This is a genomic window from Gordonia phosphorivorans, assembly GCF_042432625.1.
Classification (GTDB): domain Bacteria; phylum Actinomycetota; class Actinomycetes; order Mycobacteriales; family Mycobacteriaceae; genus Gordonia; species Gordonia phosphorivorans.
This window is the reverse complement of the sequence record NZ_JBHLWV010000020.1, coordinates 516,364-531,866: the sequence shown is the minus strand read 5'-3', so window position 1 is coordinate 531,866 and position 15,503 is coordinate 516,364. Positions and strand designations below refer to the sequence as shown.

Here is a 15,503-nt window from a genome sequence, read left to right as displayed (position 1 = left end):
ATGGGTCCATCGGCAACTGCGGAGGTTTGTAATGGGTGGAATCGGGGCATGGGAGATCGCGATCATCGTGATCGTGCTGGTGTTGCTGTTCGGTGCGAAGAAGCTGCCGGACATGGCACGGGGGCTGGGTCGCTCCATGCGGGTGTTCAAGTCCGAGATCAGTGAGATGCAGAACGACGGCAAAGCCGCGGACAAGCCCGCCGAGCAGGCGGAACTGCCGCCGGCGCAGCGCCCCTCGACCACCGACGACATCATCGCCGAGACCGACCACAAGAAGTCGGCCTGAGCGGCACTGCTCTCACTCGCGTGCGCTTATCGGCGATTGTGCGCCGTCTCGACCCCCGTCGACGGCGCAGCAAAGTCAACCCCGACGGCTCGATGCCGTTGGCCGAACACCTCTACGAGCTGCGTGACCGCCTCCTGATCGCCCTCGCGGTGATCGTGCTGACCACCATCGTCGGCTTCGTCTGGTACTCCAACAGTCCGCCCGGGATCCCGACGCTCGGCGATCTGCTGACCCGCCCGTACTGCGATCTGCCCGCCGATGCTCGCGCCTCGTTCACCGCGGACGGCGAGTGCAAGCTGCTGGCCGTCGGTCCCTTCGACCAGTTCATGCTGCGCCTGCAGGTGGGCCTGACCGCGGGCGTGGTGATGGCCAGCCCGGTGTGGCTGTATCAGCTCTGGCAGTTCATCACCCCGGCGCTCAAGCAGAAGGAACGCCGCTACGGGCTCACCTTCGTCCTGGCAGGTTCGGCGCTGTTCGTCGTCGGCGCCCTGATCGCCTACTTCGTGGTGTCGGAAGCCTTCGACTTCCTGTTGCGGGTCGGCGACGAGGTGCAGGTCACGGCACTGACCGGTGACCGCTACTTCGGCTTCATGCTGCAGCTGCTGGTGATCTTCGGTGTCAGCTTCGAACTGCCGCTGCTGATCATCTCGCTGAACCTCGCCGGCGTGCTGTCGTACGCGCGATTGAAGGCCTGGCGCCGCGGAATCCTGTTCGGCCTCTTCGTCTTCGCCGCGGTGGCCACCCCCGGGCAGGATCCGTTCAGCATGCTGGCGCTCGCGCTGGGTATGTCGGTCCTGTTGGAGTTCGCGATCCAGTTCGCCCGTCTGCACGATCGGCGCAAGGCGAAGAACCGGCCGGACTGGATGAACGTGTCCGACGATGAGGCCGCCCCGCTCGAGGCTCCGGGCGAGACGTCGGCCGGCGATTCGTTCGCCGCGCCCGAGCCGCTGACGCCGCCGGCGCCGCTGCCTCCGGTGCGCCCCACCGCCCGCCGCGACGCGAGTGCGTTCGACGAAGTGCTGTAGCGGTCGGTCCGTGGCATCCTGGGGGCGATGACTACTCTCGAATCCTTTGCCGCGGGACTGAGTTTCCCCCTCGACCCGTTTCAGCGGGATGCCTGCGCAGTGTTGGCCGACGGCCGCGGGGTCCTGGTGTGCGCACCCACCGGCGCGGGCAAGACCGTGGTGGGGGAGTTCGCGGTGTTCCTCGCCCTGGCGAGCGGGGGCAAGTGCTTCTACACGACGCCGATCAAGGCGCTCAGCAACCAGAAGTATCACGATCTGGTGGCCGTGCACGGCGCCGACTCGGTGGGCCTGCTGACCGGTGACAACGCCGTCAATTCGGCGGCACCGGTGGTGGTGATGACCACCGAGGTGCTGCGCAACATGATCTACGCCGATTCGTCCGCGCTGGACGGACTCTCGCACGTGGTGATGGACGAGGTGCACTTCCTGGCCGACCGCTTCCGCGGTGCGGTCTGGGAGGAGGTGATCCTGGGGCTGGATCCGTCGGTCGCGGTGGTCTCGCTGTCGGCCACGGTGAGCAACGCCGAGGAGTTCGGCGATTGGATCACCACGGTGCGCGGCGACACCGAGGTGATCGTCTCCGAACATCGGCCCACGCCGCTGCACCAGCACATGCTGGTGGGGTCGCGGCTGTTCGAACTCTTCGATCGGCGCACCACCGAGGGACGCCGCCAGGTGAATCCGGAGCTGACGCGCTACATCAAACAGCGCGCGCTCGACCCGTCCGAGGAGCCCGGGCGCGGCTACCGCGGGCGCGGCGACCGTGGACGCGGGCGGCCGCGTTCGGCGACGATGCCGCGGCCGCGGCTGATCCGTCTGCTCGCCGACGAGGGCCTGCTGCCGGCCATCATGTTCATCTTCTCCCGCAAGGGCTGCGAGGGTGCGTTCAGTCAGTGCCTGCGCAGCGACCTGAACCTGCTGGAGCCCGACGAGATGGCCCGGGTGGACGAGATCGTCGAACGCCACCTCGCCGAGCTGGCCCCCGGCGATGCCGATGTGCTGGGCGTGGATCAGTGGTGGGCGGGGCTGCGGCGCGGCTTCGCCGCCCACCACGCGGGCATGCTGCCGATGTTCCGGCAGGCGGTGGAGGAACTGTTCGTGCAGGGCCTGACCAAGGTGGTCTTCGCCACCGAGACGCTGGCGTTGGGCATCAACATGCCGGCCCGCTCGGTGGTGCTGGAACGGCTGGTCAAGTACAACGGCGAGGCCCACGTGGACCTGACGCCCGGCGAGTACACGCAGCTCACCGGTCGCGCCGGTCGGCGCGGGATCGACGTCGAGGGCAACGCGGTGGTGGTGTGGACGCCGGAGCTGATCCCCGAGCGGGTCGCCGGCCTGGCCGGTGCGCGTACCTTCCCGCTGCGCAGCTCGTTCGCGCCGGAGTACAACATGGTGCTCAACCTCATCGACCGGCTCGGGGTAGAGGGCGCCCGCGACCTGCTGCGCCGGTCGTTCGCCCAGTTCCAGACCGACCGGACGCTGGTCGGTCAGGCGCGTCAGCTCGATCAGGCGCGTCGACGACTGCGCGGCGTGGATCAGGAATTGATCGTGGTGGCCGAGAAGGCCGGCCTCGATCCGGGCCTGGCGCTGGACGACACCGAAGCCCGGGACGGTGAGCAGCGGTACGAGGGCTTCCTCGGCTATCTCGACCTGCGGGAAGAGATCCGCCATTGCGAACGCGAGCTGCGGTTCGTCCGACGGGTGGCGACCGAGGAAGCGGTGGCCGAGGACTTGGCCGCGCTCAAACGCGGGCAGGTGATCGCGGTGAGTTCGCGTCGTCACCGCGGTCTGGCGCTGGTCCTGGAGGCCGCCACCGTGGCCGCCGATCCGCGGCCGCTGGTGCTGGTGGACGACGGCTGGGCCGGACGGGTCGGCACCGACGACTTCGTGAACCCGCCGGAAGTGTTGGGGCACTTGCGGATTCCGCGGGATGCGGACACACGCAGTGGGCGTGGTCGGCGTCGACTGGCGGAGGCGTTGGAGGCCAGCGGCATCACGCGACCGGTGGGACGCGGCGGCAAGCGCAAGAAGGACGGCGGGACCGACCCGGAGCTGGCCCGACTGCGCGCGGCCCTGCGTGCGCATCCGGTGCACGCGGTGGCCGGCTCCGGCAGCCAACGATCCAAGCTGGACAAGCTGTTCCGCCTCGGCGAACAGCGCAACCGGCTGGTCCGGGAGACGGTGAGCCTGGAACGGTCGATTTCCGAGCGCAAGTCCCGGCTCGAGGCCGACTTCGACGTGGTGGTGGCGGTGCTGCTGGAACTGGGCTACCTGGAACCCGACGGCACCGGCCACGGCGGCGTGCAGGTGACCCCGACCGGCGGCGTCTTGCGCCGCATCTACGCCGAGACCGATCTGCTGGTGGCCGAGTGCATTCGGGCCGGGATCTGGGATCGCCTGGAACCGGCGGAGCTGGCGGCGGTGGTCTCGGCGATGGTCTACCAGTCGCGCCGGGACACCTACGGCGACGGCGTCGATTCGATGCCCGGCAATCAGCGGCTCCGCGAGGCGTTGAGCGACACGCTGCGGGTGTGGCGGGCCACGAACGAGGTGCAGGCGCGGCATTCGGGCGGCTCCGAGTCGTTGACCACGCCGGAACCCGACACCGGATTCTGTGCGGCGATCACGGCCTGGTCGATGGGTCGGCCCCTGCACGAGGCGCTGACCGTGGCCTCGGCCGGCGGGCAACTGCTGTCGCCGGGCGACTTCGTGCGCTGGAATCGTCAGGTGATCGATCTGCTGGAGCAGATCCGCAACAGTGTCGACCGTGAGCAGCCGCTGGCCGGTGCCGCGCGCCGGGCGGTCAAGAGTCTGCGGCGCGGTGTGGTTGCTGCCGAGTTGGAGTGAAGACCTGCGGTAACGTGACCGCCGAGTGCTAGTCGACGTCGTGCCCGGACAGGCCCGACCTTTCGCGAAGGGCAGCGTATGAGCACGCCGAACGACCCGCCACCGTCGGAGTGGGCCGCGCCCCGACCCGGCCCGCCGCCGGGCGGTCGCCATGCTCGCGGACCCCAGGGTCCGCCCCCGCAAGGGATGCCACAGCAGGGAATGCCCCCGCAAGGGATGCCACAGCGTGGAATGCCCCCGCAGGGCATGCCTCCCCAGGGCATGCCCCCGCAGGGCTACCCGCCGCAGGGTCCGCCACCGCGCCGCCCGCAGGGCCCTCCTGGATCGCCGGCTCCGGGATCGGTTCCGCCCGGCATGCGGCCACCGGCGCCGCGCCCGCAGGACACGCGTGTGCAGGCCCCGGTCGCGCCGCCGCAGAGCTATGCCGGCGCCGACGTGCTCGAGGAAGCGCCCCGCGCCGACAACGGTGGGGGCTCGGGCGGCCGCGGGAAGCTGTGGCTGGCGCTGGTCGCGGCGTTGGTGGTGATCGGCGGTGCGGTGGCGTTGTCGGCGTACGTGTGGCCGGGCTGGGTCACCAAGACGCTGTCGCAGACGGCGCTGCAGGACGGCGTGCAGCGGGTGCTCACCGAGGGTGATCCGGCGCAGGGTTACGGACTCAAGGACGTCTCGGACGTGAGCTGCCCGTCGGGCATGAAGGCGCAGGCGGGGGAGACCTTCACCTGTCAGGTGAAGGTCGGCGACCAGAACCAGCGGGTCACGATCAAGGTCACCGACGACGACGGCACCTACGAGGTCTCCGCACCCGCCGACTGACCGGCGGCGACCGGTCGAGCGGCTACCAGTCGAGCGCGGCGCGCAGGCGTCCGACGGAGGCCTCGATGCCCAGGTCGGTGACCAACCGGTCCAGCCCGTCGGAGTCGTCGGGTCGGGCCGGCAGGACGTCGTCGCCGCGGCTGAATTCGACCGGCGCCTCGGTGCGCACCGCCACCACGGTCCGCGCGCGGCGCAGGTAGTCGGCGGCCTCGGCCAGTGCGGCGCCGATGCGCGGCGCGATCGGGGACTTGTCCTGTGCGGCTACGGCTTCGACCGCATCCAGGGAGCCGTAGGCGGTGATCAGCTTGGCCGCGGTCTTGTCGCCGATCCCCTTGACGCCGGGCAGCCCGTCGGACGGATCGCCGCGCAGCATGGACATCTCGGCGTAGGCCACTCCCGCGCGCTCCACCGGCAGCGCGTACTTGTCGGCCACCTCGGCCGGGCCCATCAGTTCGGCCTTGGCCAGGCCGCGCCCCACGTACAGCACGCGCACCTCGACCGGGGCATCGTCGACCAGCTGCAGCAGGTCACGGTCGCCGGTGACCACCAGGACGTCGTCGACGGCTTCGGTGAAGGCGAGGGTGCCGATCACGTCGTCGGCTTCGCAGTCGTCGGCCGCCGCGGTCTCCAGGCCTGCGCAGCGCAGGACGTCGAGGATCATGTCCACCTGCGGGGGCAGCGAGTCGGGGACCTCCTCGGCCAGACCGTCACTGCCCTCGGCCACCCGATGCTGCTTGTAGGAGGGGATCAGTTCGGTGCGGAACGCCGGGCGCCAGTTGCGGTCCAGGCACACCACCAGTCGGGTGGGCTGGTGCGTTGTGACCAGTGCGGCGATGGTGTCCACGAAGCCGCGGACCGCGTTCACCGGCCGACCGTCCGGAGCGGTCAGCTTCTCCGGCAGCGCGTAGAAGGAGCGGAACCAGAGGCTGGCGCCGTCGAGCAGCATGACCTTTCCCATGCGCCCACTGTTCCACATCCGGGGCCGGTGCGATCGTTAGGCTGGCGGGCATGGCTCATGGTGCACCCGCTCGATTCGATACCTCCGTCTACGCCGCGCGGCTGGCCCGCGCGACGCAATTGACCGCCGCGGCCGGACTCGACGCGCTGGTGGTCGGCACCGGCCCGGATCTGCGATATCTGACCGGGGTCCGGGCGGACACCTTCGAGCGGCTCACCGCGCTGCTCATTCCGGCCGACGGGGCACCGTACCTGGTGACCGCGCGCCTGGAGCTGGCCTCGCTCCGCGATTCGGCGGTGCCCGAACTGGGCATCGAGATCCGGGACTGGGTGGACGGCGACGATCCCTACGCGCTGGCGCTGACCGGTCTCGGTCCGCAAGCCCGGCTGGCCGTCTCCGATGCGCTGCCCGCCCTGCACCTGATTCCCTTCGCCGAACGGGTGAGTCCGCCGGTCGGTCTGGCCACCGATGTCCTGCGCGAGCTTCGCATGATCAAGGACGAGGCCGAGTTGGCGGCGCTGCGTGCGGCCGGGGCGGCCATCGACCGGGTGCACGCACGGATGGGCGAGTGGCTGCGGCCCGGGCGCACCGAAGCGGCCGTCGCCGCCGACATCACCGCCGCGATCCTGGCCGAAGGGCACACCGAGGCTGCATTCGTCATCGTCGGATCCGGCCCCAACGGCGCCGACCCGCACCACGAGCAGTCCAACCGCGTGATTCTGCAGGAGGACATCGTGGTGATCGACATCGGCGGCCCGGTGGGCGTGGGATACAACTCCGACTGCACGCGGACCTACTGCTTCGCGGAGCCGGCACCGGAGATCGCGGAGGCCTACGCGGTGTTGGAGCGGGCGCAGGCGGCGTCGGTGGCGGCCGCACGGCCGGGGGTGACCGCGGAGAGCGTGGACGCGGCGGGGCGCGCGGTGCTGGCGGAGGCGGGTCTGGCCGACTACTTCATCCACCGCACCGGCCACGGCATCGGCCTGTCGGTGCACGAGGAGCCGTACATCGTCGCCGGCAACACCGATGTGCTGCGCGCCGGTATGGCCTTCTCGGTGGAACCGGGGGTGTACCTCCCGGGGCGATGGGGTGCGCGAATCGAGGACATCGTGATCCTCACCGACGACGGCGCGGAACCGGTGAACTCGCGGCCGCACGGGCTGACGGTGCTCGCCGGACGCTAGAACGGCGGCTCGGCGGCCTCCGCGCCCGGGGTCGGCCGAGGTTGCTCGGCGAGGCGACGGTCGTGGTTGGCCTTGCGTTCGGCGCGACGCCGGGCGTGCTTGGCCGCGGTGCGGGTGCGGGCTCGGGGTGGTGACGCTCGAGTGATAGCGCCCGCTGGAGTCGATCCAGAGGTCGTCGACGAAGCCTTCCAGATTTGTTTTCACCAGGTGGTGGTAGCGGCACTTGGGGAGCAGATTGCAAACGCAAGTGGGCCCGCCGAGGTCGGGTCGGACGTTGTCGTACTCGGCCACATGGTCCAGATCGCAGGCGAAGGCCGCGCGTTCGCAGCCGGGGATGGAGCAGGTGCCCCACAGGAAGCGGGCGATCAGGTCGGTGAGCAGATTCGGACGGTACGGATCGCTCGGCAGCGAGGTCTTGGCGATCACCGCGGCCGGTTCACCGCCGTTTTCGGTCTCGGGCCGTGAGCCATCGCCCCGGCGCTCGTCCGGGGTGTCGGAGCGGGGTGCTCGTCGATGCAGCGCCGCCTCGTCGGGACGCTCAGCAGAGTCGTGTCCGGCCGTGGAACTGGGTTCCAGCAAGTCGTCAAGGCGGTGCTGGTGGATCACGGCGTCACCGCGGGCGGCGATCTCGCGGACGTGTTCTGCCGAGATCGGACCGTGCCCGTCGAGGTAGCCGCACTTGTCGCTGCCCTCCAGCGTGGTGGCGTCGCACAGGACGTGCACGACGATGCGGGCAGCGCGCGCGTCGAGTTCGACGTCGCTGATTGCCGCGGTGCAGCCGTCGCTGTCGCATTCGCACGTGAACGGCTTGCGCTGCAGGAGCGCGATCGCGGCGTCGGAGCGGGCTTGAGTCTTGGTGCGCGGGTCTGCGGGGCAGCGGCCGGCGATGACGGCGTCGAGCATCTGCCGCGCGAGACGCACGTCTTCGGCGGTGGCGGTGAGGAACAGTTGCGCCATGCCGGCTGCGAGGCTCTGGTGGCCGAGGCTGCGGCCGTCTTTGGCGTTCTCGCGTTCGCGGCGCGCGGCGTCGGGGTCGTTCTCGGCGACGAGGCGGCGGGCGAGCGCGCCGGTCTTGGCCGGCGATCCGATGGAAGCGATCGCGGTCGATCAGACCCAGGCGCATGGTCGCGTAGACGCGCGGTAGTCGGTCTCGGGCGTCGAGTGCGTCGGCGAGGAGTGCTTCGGCGGCGTACTCGGTGCTCTCCAGACTCATCTGCAGTTCCAGCGTCGTCTGGGCTTCGGCGTCGATCAGCGACTTCTGGGTCGCGACGAGGTCGCTCGACGAGGCGCAGACTCGGGAGTGCAGCGACAGCGCGTACTGGAACAACTGCCAATCCAGGAAGCACTGTCCGTTCTTGGTCGCGGTGATCGCGCCGATGACACGTGAAGTCGGCAGGCCGGCGAGGTCGGTGCCGGGGGTGGGGAGTCCGCAGGCGGTCAGGTCGGCGTCGGGCCACTTCGAAGCGGTTCGCTGTGCCATGGCCACTCACCTCCCCAAGTGAGTCAATAAACCTTCATCTCGTTCTGGTGTTCTATGCCGATAGTAGACCCCACCTCCGACAAGAACCGGGTGCTGCAGCGCAGCTGAATCAGCGCTCGACGGCCGCGTCGAACATGTCGGCCGACCCCATGGCGCGGGTGACGTCCACCTCGATGACCACACGCTGCGGGTTCGGCTTCGGCTGGCGATAGCGGTCGCCGTAGCGGCGCTCGGCGTCGCGCACCTGTTCGGGCTCGCGACGGATCCGGGCCGGGCCCTCCAGGGTCAGCCAGCGGGGACCCACCACGTGGGTGAGGGCGGCGTAGCGGCCGCGTTCGATGTTGCGGACCTTCTGACTGCCGTCGAAGGTGATGACGCGGGCGGTGCCGGTCTCGGCGTCGAAGGTGAAGCCCACCGCCACCACGTGCGGTGTGCCGTCGGCCCGGAGGCTGGACAGGGTGGCCAGGTGATACTCACCGAGCAGTTCGAGGGCTTGGGGGCTGAGTTCGTCGACGGTGCGCGCCATGATCCAAGACTGTAGAGGCCCGCCGGACAGGCACCGGTGGCCGGTGCGATACTGCCCGAATGGGAACGATCGTGGTCTTCGGCGGGCGCAGCGAGATCGGGGTGGCCACCGCGGTGCGGTTGGCCGCGGGCCACCGGGTGGTGCTGGCCGCGCGACGATCCGGCGATCTCGCCGACGAGACGGCCGCGTTGATCGCGGCCGGTGCCACCGAGGTGGTGGCCGTCGAGTTCGACGCCGACGACGTGACCGCACACGGACCGCTGGTCGCCGCCCTCGTCGCCGACTACGGGCCGATCGACCTCGCCGTCGTCGCGTTCGGCATCCTCGGCGACGCGGCCCGCGCCGAAACCGATGTGGAGCACGCACTGGCGATCGCGCACACCGACTACTACGCGCAGATCAGCGTGATCACGTTGCTGGCCAACGCTTTACGCGCGCAGGGCAGCGGGACGATCATCGTCTTCTCCTCCGTGGCCGGTGTTCGGGTGCGCCGCGCCAACTACGTCTACGGCTCCACCAAGGCCGGTCTGGACGGCTTCGCGAGCGGCCTGGCCGACGCCCTGCACGGCACCGGGGTGCGGCTGCTGCTGGCGCGCCCGGGATTCGTGATCGGCAACATGACTCGCGAACTGATGGCCGCCGGCACCACGCCGGCGCCGATGTCGGTGACGGCCGATCAGGTGGCCGACGCGGTGGCGCGCGCCTACCGGAAGGGCCGCGGCGAGGTGTGGATCCCCGGACGGCTGCGCCCGGTGTTCTTCGGCATGCGCCTGCTACCGCGCGCCGTCTGGCGCCGGCTGCCGCGCTGAGGGCTCGTCGGGGCGCGCCCACGGGGAGTTCGCGTCGAAGCTGAAGCCCAGCGGCGCCAGCACCCGCACCACCGTCTCGGCGACGCCCTCGGTGAGATCGGCGATCAGCAGTTCTCGGTCGGCGGTGACGATGAGCGGCGCACCGATGGCGGCGGCGAACTGCGCCTGGCGCGCGGTCATCCGGCCGTTCGCCGTGACCGCGCCCAGCAACACCCGGCCGTCGTCCTGATCGAACCAGCCGACGCGGGGCGCCGGCCGTGTCTGCGGTGCGGGTGGTTCGGCGTGGCGCTGCACGTCGCGGGCCGCTGCGAGCAACGCCTCGGCGAGGTGCTCGAGAACGATGATCTGCGCGGTCCGACGGCCGCCGAGCACCAGTTCGGCCGCGGAGCTCCCGGTCCAGACGGCCGCCACGTCGGGGGAGTGGGCCAGCACATCGCCGCGGCCGTCGTCGAGGCCGAACCAGCACCGATCGGAGAGCTCCGAGACCGCCGCGGCGTCGGTCAGGGCCGCGTCGAGCTGGTCGGCGATCGACCACAGTGTCTGCGAGCCGCCGATCCGACCGGCCAGCGGCGAGACCACCACCGGCGGCACCGGCCGGCCGTCGCCGTGGGTGCCCAGACCGGTAGCGGCGAGGCGGGCGGCGAACTCGGCGCATCGACCGGCGTCGACCCCCGGTACGCGCAGGCCGCCGCGACCGGCGTGTTCGATGTGTCCGTCGCCCAGGGCGTCGACGGCCTCCGCCAACGCCGCGAGCTGCTCGGCGGTGATCCGACCGCCCGGCAGCGGTACATGCAGCGGGGCGAGGACCCGGTCACTCATCGCCGGCCCGGGTCAGCGCTGTGCGGCCGGGGGCAGCGGCGGGACGTCGACGTAGATGGTGCCGTCCGGATTGCGGATCGTGGTGTCGACCACCACGCCCTCGGCGCGCCCGTCGTCGACCACCTCACCGTCGACGTAGCCGCGGCTGCCGGTCATGCCGACGATGGTGACTCGTTCGGCCAACAGGGTGGCGCGCCGCGTGGCGGCCGCGGTGACCACCGGACGCAGGCGGCGTCGGACCGGTCCGGCGAGCAGGATCAGGCCGAGCAGGGTGGAGACCACGCCGGGCACGATCGTCAGCGCCGCGGCACCGGCGAACAGCGCCGAGTCGGTGAGCGCACCGCCCACCGAGGCCTGATCGGTGCGGGACTGCCGCGCCGCGGTGAAGATCTCGCGGAAACGTCGTCCGAGCACGGCGACACCGACGGCCGAGGCAGCCACGGTGATGACGATGGCCCAGCCCCAGCCGAGGAAGTGCACCATCGCCCACAGGGCGGCGATCTCCACCGCGAGGTATCCGAGGAAGATCCAGGGCTTCATGTTCCAACCTTCCCACGCCGACGTGAGGTCTTCCGCGGCGCGTGTCATGGGTTCTTACCGGTTCAACGAACGAGCACCCCGATTTGCTCCCGAAACGAGGAAATCGCCTCCGGGGAAGGGTGAGGCGGCCCACCCGGCCCGTTCTGCGACAATGGCCGGGTGACTACGCAGCTCCTGCTCGGCGGCATCGTCTATTCCTCTCCCGCGGTTCCCGACGCGACCGCGCTCGCCATCACCGACGGCATCGTCGTGTGGGTGGGCAGCGACGACGTCGGCCGTGCGCTGCACCCCGACGCGGAGGTGATCGACCTGCGGGGCAGGTTCGTCAGCCCCGGCTTCGTCGACTCGCACGTGCACTTGACCGACACCGGACTGGCCCTGGGCGGGCTGGACCTGTCGGCGGTGCGGAGCCGGACCGAGTGCCTGCGCGAGCTGGCCACCTATCTCGCGGCGCACGCCGAGGACGATCCGACCGGCGACGGCGTGATCTGGGGGATGGGCTGGGACGCGTCGGCGTGGGTGGACGCCGGTCCGGGTGAGGACGAGGCACCGACCACCGCCGACCTCGACGCGGTCGTCGGTCCGCGCGCGGTGTACCTGGCACGCATCGACGAACACTCCGCGGCGGCGTCCTCGGCGCTGCGCGAACGCGTCCCGGGCCTGTCCGACGAGAACGGCTACGACCCGCAGGCACCGCTGGTGGCCGAGGCGCACCATCGGGTGCGCGGTGTCGCACGCGCGCTGATCACCCCCGAGGAGCGGCGGCGGGCGCAGCTCCGGGCGCTCGATCACGCCGCGGCCCACGGCATCGTCGCCGTCCACGAGAACGGCGGCCCGGACATCAGCGGGATCGACGACTTCCGCTCGCTGGCCGACCTGGAGCACGGCGTCCTGGTGCGCCGCTACTGGGGCCAGGCGGTGACCACGGCCGACGAGGCGCGCGCGGTGATCGCCGAGACCGGCGCCCACGCCATCGGCGGCGACCTGTTCGTCGACGGTGCGCTCGGCTCGCAGACCGCGCTGCTGGTGGAGCCGTACACCGATGCTCCCGACACCCGCGGCGTGGCGTATCTGAGTCTCGATCAGGTGCGGGCGCACCTGCGGGCCACCACCGAGGCCGGGATTCAGGCCGGCTTCCACGTGATCGGCGACCGCGCCGCCGCGATGGTGGCGACGGCGATGGCCGAGATCGCCGACGACCTGGGTACCCCGGCGTTGGCGGACTGCGTGCACCGGCTCGAGCATGCGGAGATGGTGACCGCCGAGCAGGCGGAACTGTTCGGCCGCTGCGGCGCGGTGGCCAGCATGCAGCCGCTGTTCGACGCCGCCTGGGGCGGCCCCGGTCAGCTCTACGAGCAGCGGCTCGGCGATCGAGCGGCGACCTTGAACAACTTCGCCGCGCTCGCGAAAGCCGGTGTGACGCTGGCCTTCTCCAGCGATGCGCCGGTCTGTCCGATCGACCCCTGGTCCACCGTGCGCGCCGCCGCGCACCCGCACAACGCCGCCAACGCCATCTCGCCGCGGGCCGCGTTCGCCGCGGCGACCCGCGGCGGCTGGCGAGCCGGCGGAGTCAACGACGGTCTCAGCGGCACCCTGGTGCCCGGTGCGCCCGCCCACTATGCGGTGTGGGAGATCGATGAACTCGTGGTGGCCGCGGCCACCGAGGGCGTGCAACGCTGGTCCACCGATCCGCGTTCCCGCGTGCCCGCGCTGCCCGATGTGGCGCCGGGGACCCGGCTGCCGCAGTGTGTGATGACCGCCGTCGCCGGTGAAGTGATCTACGCACGAGACGAGCGTTGACCCGCGACACCCTGCTGCGGGTGGTCGGCGCGGCGGTCGGCGGCGGACTGCTGTATGCGGCGTTCCCGCCGTCCGGGCTGTGGCTTCTCACGCCGGTGGCGCTGGGGCTGCTGTACGCCTGCCTGGCCGTGGGGCGCCCGCGCGTGGTGCTCGGCGCGGCCTGCGGCGGGGTGTTCGGGCTGGCTTTCTTCCTGCCGCTGCTCCCGTGGGTGGGCGAGTTCGTCGGAGCCGTGCCGTGGGTGGCGCTCTCGGTGGTGATGGCGTTGTATCTGGCGCTGTTCGGTGCGATGGCGACCATCACCCTGCGGTTGCCCGGTGCGCCACTGTGGTTCGCGGCGGGCTGGGTGGCCGTCGAGTGGTTGCGCTCGTCCTTCCCGTTCGGCGGATTCCCGTGGGGCGCAGCGGCATTCAGCCAGACCGAGGGCCTGTTCCTGCCGGTCGCGCGCTGGCTCGGCGTGCCGGGCCTGTCCTTTGTGCTGGCCCTCACCGGTGCCGGGGCCGCCGCTCTCGTGATCGCGCTGGTGCACCGCGGACCGCGGGCGATGACCGCGGCCTGGGCGGCGATCTGCGTGGCCGCGCCGCTGGTGCTGTCGGCGATCGCGCTGGCCACGGCGCCGTCGCCCGGCGACGGCGAGACCGTTCGGGTGGTGGCGGTGCAGGGCAATGTGCCGCGCCTGGGTCTGGATTTCAACGCGCAACGACGCGCGGTGCTGGACAACCACTACCGCGAGACGCTGCGCCTGGCCGACGACATCGCCGCCGGTCGGCGGGAGAAGCCCGACGTGATCCTGTGGCCGGAGAACGCCTCGGACATCTCGCCGCTGGACAATCCGGATGCCGCACGGCTGATCGGCAGCGCGGTCAGCGCCACCGGGGTGCCGATCGTGTTCGGCACCCTGCTCTTCGGTCCCGACGGACGGCCCACCAACACGGTGCTGGTGTGGGAGACCGCGAACGGGTTGGCCGCATCCGGCCCGTCGGCCCGTTACGACAAGCACATCATCCAGCCGTTCGGCGAATACCTGCCGTGGCGCGACTTCTTCGCGAAGTTCTCGTCGTACGCCGAGCGCGCCGGCGACTTCCGCCCGGGCACCGGCAGCGCCGTGGTGCCGGTCCAGACCGCCGACAGTGCGCTCGTGCTCGGCGTATCCACCTGCTGGGAGGTGGCCTTCGATCGTTCGCCGCAGCAGGCGGTGCGCGACGGGGCGCAGCTGCTGTTCGTGCCCACCAACAACGCCACCTTCGGCCACACCGACATGACCTACCAGCAGTTGGCCATGTCGCAGGTACGCGCGGTGGAGACCGATCGGTCGGTGGCGGTGGCCGCCACGAGCGGCGTCAGCGCCCTGATCGCGCCGAACGGACGGGTCCTCGTCGACAGCGAGATCTTCACCCCGGCGCTGCTGGAAGCGGACTTGCCGTTACGCTCCGGACAGACGCTCGCCGTGCGGCTGGGGCCGTGGCCGCAGTGGCTGACGGTACTGTGCGCGCTGGGCGGGTTTTTGTACGCACTGTTCCGACAGACTAGGTTCGATGCGTTCGGCGCAAGGTCGGCAGTGACAGTGAATCAAGTAGACGAGGGGACACCATGACGGGTAGTGAACAGGTCGTCGGGCCGCAGGGCGCCGGCGGACTGGTGGTCATCCCCACCTTCAACGAGCGGGACAACCTGCCACGCATCGTCGAACGGCTGCTGACCGCGTTGAGCGACATCCACGTCCTGGTGGTCGACGATTCGAGCCCCGACGGCACCGGTGAGGTGGCCGAGGAGATGGCCGCCGCCGACGCGGCGGGCCGCATCCACGTGATGCACCGCACCGTGAAGGACGGACTGGGCAAGGCCTACCTCGCCGGGTTCGCCTGGGGCCTGGAGCGCGACTACCCGGTGATCATCGAGATGGATGCCGACGGCAGCCACGCGCCGGAACAGCTGCACCGTCTGCTGGCGAAGATCAACGACGGGGCCGACCTGGTGATCGGCTCGCGCTACGTCCCGGGCGGCGAACTGGTGAACTGGCCCAAGCGCCGCGAGGTGCTGTCGAAGGGCGCCAACACCTACGCGCGCCTGGCCCTGGGTTCGAGCATCAAGGACATCACCGCCGGGTTCCGCGCCTACCGCGCCCCGGTGCTGCGCGCCATCGGGCTCGATGAGGTCGACTCGGCCGGCTACTGCTTCCAGATCGACCTGGCCTGGCGCACCCTGCAGCACGGCTTCACCGTCCGCGAGGTCCCGATCACCTTCACCGAGCGGGAGATCGGCGAGTCCAAGATGGACGGCGGCGTGATCATGGAGTCGTTCCTGAGCGTGGCCCGCTGGGGCTGGCAGGGACGCACCGCCCGCTTCCGGTCCTGATGTCTACGACGAAGGCCCCCACCCGTGCGGGTGGGGGCCTTCGTCGTACGCGTCTTGGTAGCT

13 protein-coding genes are annotated in these 15,503 nt (G+C 70.8%); 9 read left to right on the top strand and 4 right to left on the bottom strand.

Features of this window, described 5'->3' with window-relative positions; all coding sequences use genetic code 11:
• The first annotated feature begins 31 nt into the window (after positions 1–31).
• The 4 genes from tatA (at position 32) to ACFFJD_RS11720 (ending at position 4,971) form a co-directional block, all read left to right on the top strand.
• Entirely contained in the window at positions 32–286 is a 255-nt protein-coding gene (gene tatA / locus ACFFJD_RS11735; protein WP_382364278.1) for a Sec-independent protein translocase subunit TatA, read from the top strand.
• 92 nt (positions 287–378) lie between these two features.
• Positions 379–1,311: a twin-arginine translocase subunit TatC gene (gene tatC, locus ACFFJD_RS11730; RefSeq protein WP_382364486.1), complete on the top strand. Its 933-nt coding sequence runs from the start codon at positions 379–381 to the stop codon at positions 1,309–1,311.
• 27 nt (positions 1,312–1,338) lie between these two features.
• Positions 1,339–4,158: a DEAD/DEAH box helicase gene (locus ACFFJD_RS11725; protein ID WP_382364276.1), complete on the top strand. Its 2,820-nt coding sequence runs from the start codon at positions 1,339–1,341 to the stop codon at positions 4,156–4,158.
• Between the two features lie 390 nt (positions 4,159–4,548).
• Complete coding sequence (locus ACFFJD_RS11720; RefSeq protein ID WP_382364274.1) at positions 4,549–4,971, top strand: DUF4333 domain-containing protein; 423 nt, start codon at positions 4,549–4,551, stop codon at positions 4,969–4,971.
• 22 nt (positions 4,972–4,993) lie between these two features.
• Here ACFFJD_RS11720 and ACFFJD_RS11715 read toward each other — a convergent pair whose 3' ends face one another.
• Positions 4,994–5,917, bottom strand: coding sequence for a 5'-3' exonuclease (locus ACFFJD_RS11715; protein WP_382364484.1), 924 nt, complete (start codon positions 5,915–5,917; stop codon positions 4,994–4,996).
• A gap of 62 nt (positions 5,918–5,979) precedes the next feature.
• Between ACFFJD_RS11715 and ACFFJD_RS11710 the strand changes: the two genes are divergently transcribed.
• On the top strand, positions 5,980–7,113 hold the full coding sequence (locus ACFFJD_RS11710; protein WP_382364273.1) for a M24 family metallopeptidase: 1,134 nt from the start codon (positions 5,980–5,982) through the stop codon (positions 7,111–7,113).
• 1,589 nt (positions 7,114–8,702) lie between these two features.
• Here ACFFJD_RS11710 and ACFFJD_RS11705 read toward each other — a convergent pair.
• Positions 8,703–9,119, bottom strand: a complete 417-nt coding sequence (locus ACFFJD_RS11705; RefSeq protein WP_382364271.1) for a pyridoxamine 5'-phosphate oxidase family protein — start codon at positions 9,117–9,119, stop codon at positions 8,703–8,705.
• 59 nt (positions 9,120–9,178) lie between these two features.
• Between ACFFJD_RS11705 and dprE2 the strand changes: the two genes are divergently transcribed.
• Positions 9,179–9,928 (top strand): decaprenylphospho-beta-D-erythro-pentofuranosid-2-ulose 2-reductase, encoded by a 750-nt coding sequence (gene dprE2 / locus ACFFJD_RS11700; RefSeq protein WP_382364269.1) that lies wholly within the window; start codon positions 9,179–9,181, stop codon positions 9,926–9,928.
• Here the strand turns inward: dprE2 and ACFFJD_RS11695 are convergent.
• Together ACFFJD_RS11695 and ACFFJD_RS11690 are read right to left on the bottom strand one after the other, a co-directional pair.
• Positions 9,893–10,747 carry a ferredoxin-like domain-containing protein gene (locus ACFFJD_RS11695; RefSeq protein WP_382364267.1) on the bottom strand — a complete coding sequence of 285 codons (855 nt, stop codon included), beginning with the start codon at positions 10,745–10,747 and terminating at the stop codon, positions 9,893–9,895. The genes dprE2 and ACFFJD_RS11695 overlap by 36 nt on opposite strands.
• Before the next feature lie 12 nt (positions 10,748–10,759).
• A complete protein-coding gene (locus tag ACFFJD_RS11690; protein WP_382364265.1) occupies positions 10,760–11,287 on the bottom strand; it encodes an FxsA family protein in 528 nt (175 codons plus the stop codon).
• Positions 11,288–11,446: 159 nt separating this feature from the next.
• Between ACFFJD_RS11690 and ACFFJD_RS11685 the strand changes: the two genes are divergently transcribed.
• Genes ACFFJD_RS11685 through ACFFJD_RS11675 form a run of 3 tightly spaced genes read left to right on the top strand, consistent with a single transcriptional unit; the run spans position 11,447 to position 15,440 of the window.
• Positions 11,447–13,087: an amidohydrolase gene (locus ACFFJD_RS11685; RefSeq protein WP_382364263.1), complete on the top strand. Its 1,641-nt coding sequence runs from the start codon at positions 11,447–11,449 to the stop codon at positions 13,085–13,087.
• A complete protein-coding gene (lnt, locus tag ACFFJD_RS11680) occupies positions 13,084–14,679 on the top strand; it encodes an apolipoprotein N-acyltransferase (protein WP_382364261.1) in 1,596 nt (531 codons plus the stop codon). Before ACFFJD_RS11685 ends, lnt begins: the two co-directional genes overlap by 4 nt.
• Positions 14,676–15,440 (top strand): polyprenol monophosphomannose synthase, encoded by a 765-nt coding sequence (locus tag ACFFJD_RS11675; protein ID WP_382364259.1) that lies wholly within the window; start codon positions 14,676–14,678, stop codon positions 15,438–15,440. The genes lnt and ACFFJD_RS11675 overlap by 4 nt, the downstream gene beginning before the upstream one ends.
• Positions 15,441–15,503 lie beyond the last annotated feature (63 nt).

What these genes read in the sequence shown, in the direction of transcription:
- tatA (WP_382364278.1), top strand. Translation starts at nt 32, where the DNA reads ATGGGTGGAATCGGGGCATGGGAGATCGCGATCATCGTGATCGTGCTG.
- tatC (WP_382364486.1), top strand. Translation starts at nt 379, where the DNA reads ATGCCGTTGGCCGAACACCTCTACGAGCTGCGTGACCGCCTCCTGATC.
- ACFFJD_RS11725 (WP_382364276.1), top strand. Translation starts at nt 1,339, where the DNA reads ATGACTACTCTCGAATCCTTTGCCGCGGGACTGAGTTTCCCCCTCGAC.
- ACFFJD_RS11715 (WP_382364484.1), bottom strand. Translation starts at nt 5,917, where the DNA reads ATGCTGCTCGACGGCGCCAGCCTCTGGTTCCGCTCCTTCTACGCGCTG.
- ACFFJD_RS11710 (WP_382364273.1), top strand. Translation starts at nt 5,980, where the DNA reads ATGGCTCATGGTGCACCCGCTCGATTCGATACCTCCGTCTACGCCGCG.
- ACFFJD_RS11705 (WP_382364271.1), bottom strand. Translation starts at nt 9,119, where the DNA reads ATGGCGCGCACCGTCGACGAACTCAGCCCCCAAGCCCTCGAACTGCTC.
- dprE2 (WP_382364269.1), top strand. Translation starts at nt 9,179, where the DNA reads ATGGGAACGATCGTGGTCTTCGGCGGGCGCAGCGAGATCGGGGTGGCC.
- ACFFJD_RS11695 (WP_382364267.1), bottom strand. Translation starts at nt 10,747, where the DNA reads ATGAGTGACCGGGTCCTCGCCCCGCTGCATGTACCGCTGCCGGGCGGT.
- ACFFJD_RS11690 (WP_382364265.1), bottom strand. Translation starts at nt 11,287, where the DNA reads ATGAAGCCCTGGATCTTCCTCGGATACCTCGCGGTGGAGATCGCCGCC.
- ACFFJD_RS11675 (WP_382364259.1), top strand. Translation starts at nt 14,676, where the DNA reads ATGACGGGTAGTGAACAGGTCGTCGGGCCGCAGGGCGCCGGCGGACTG.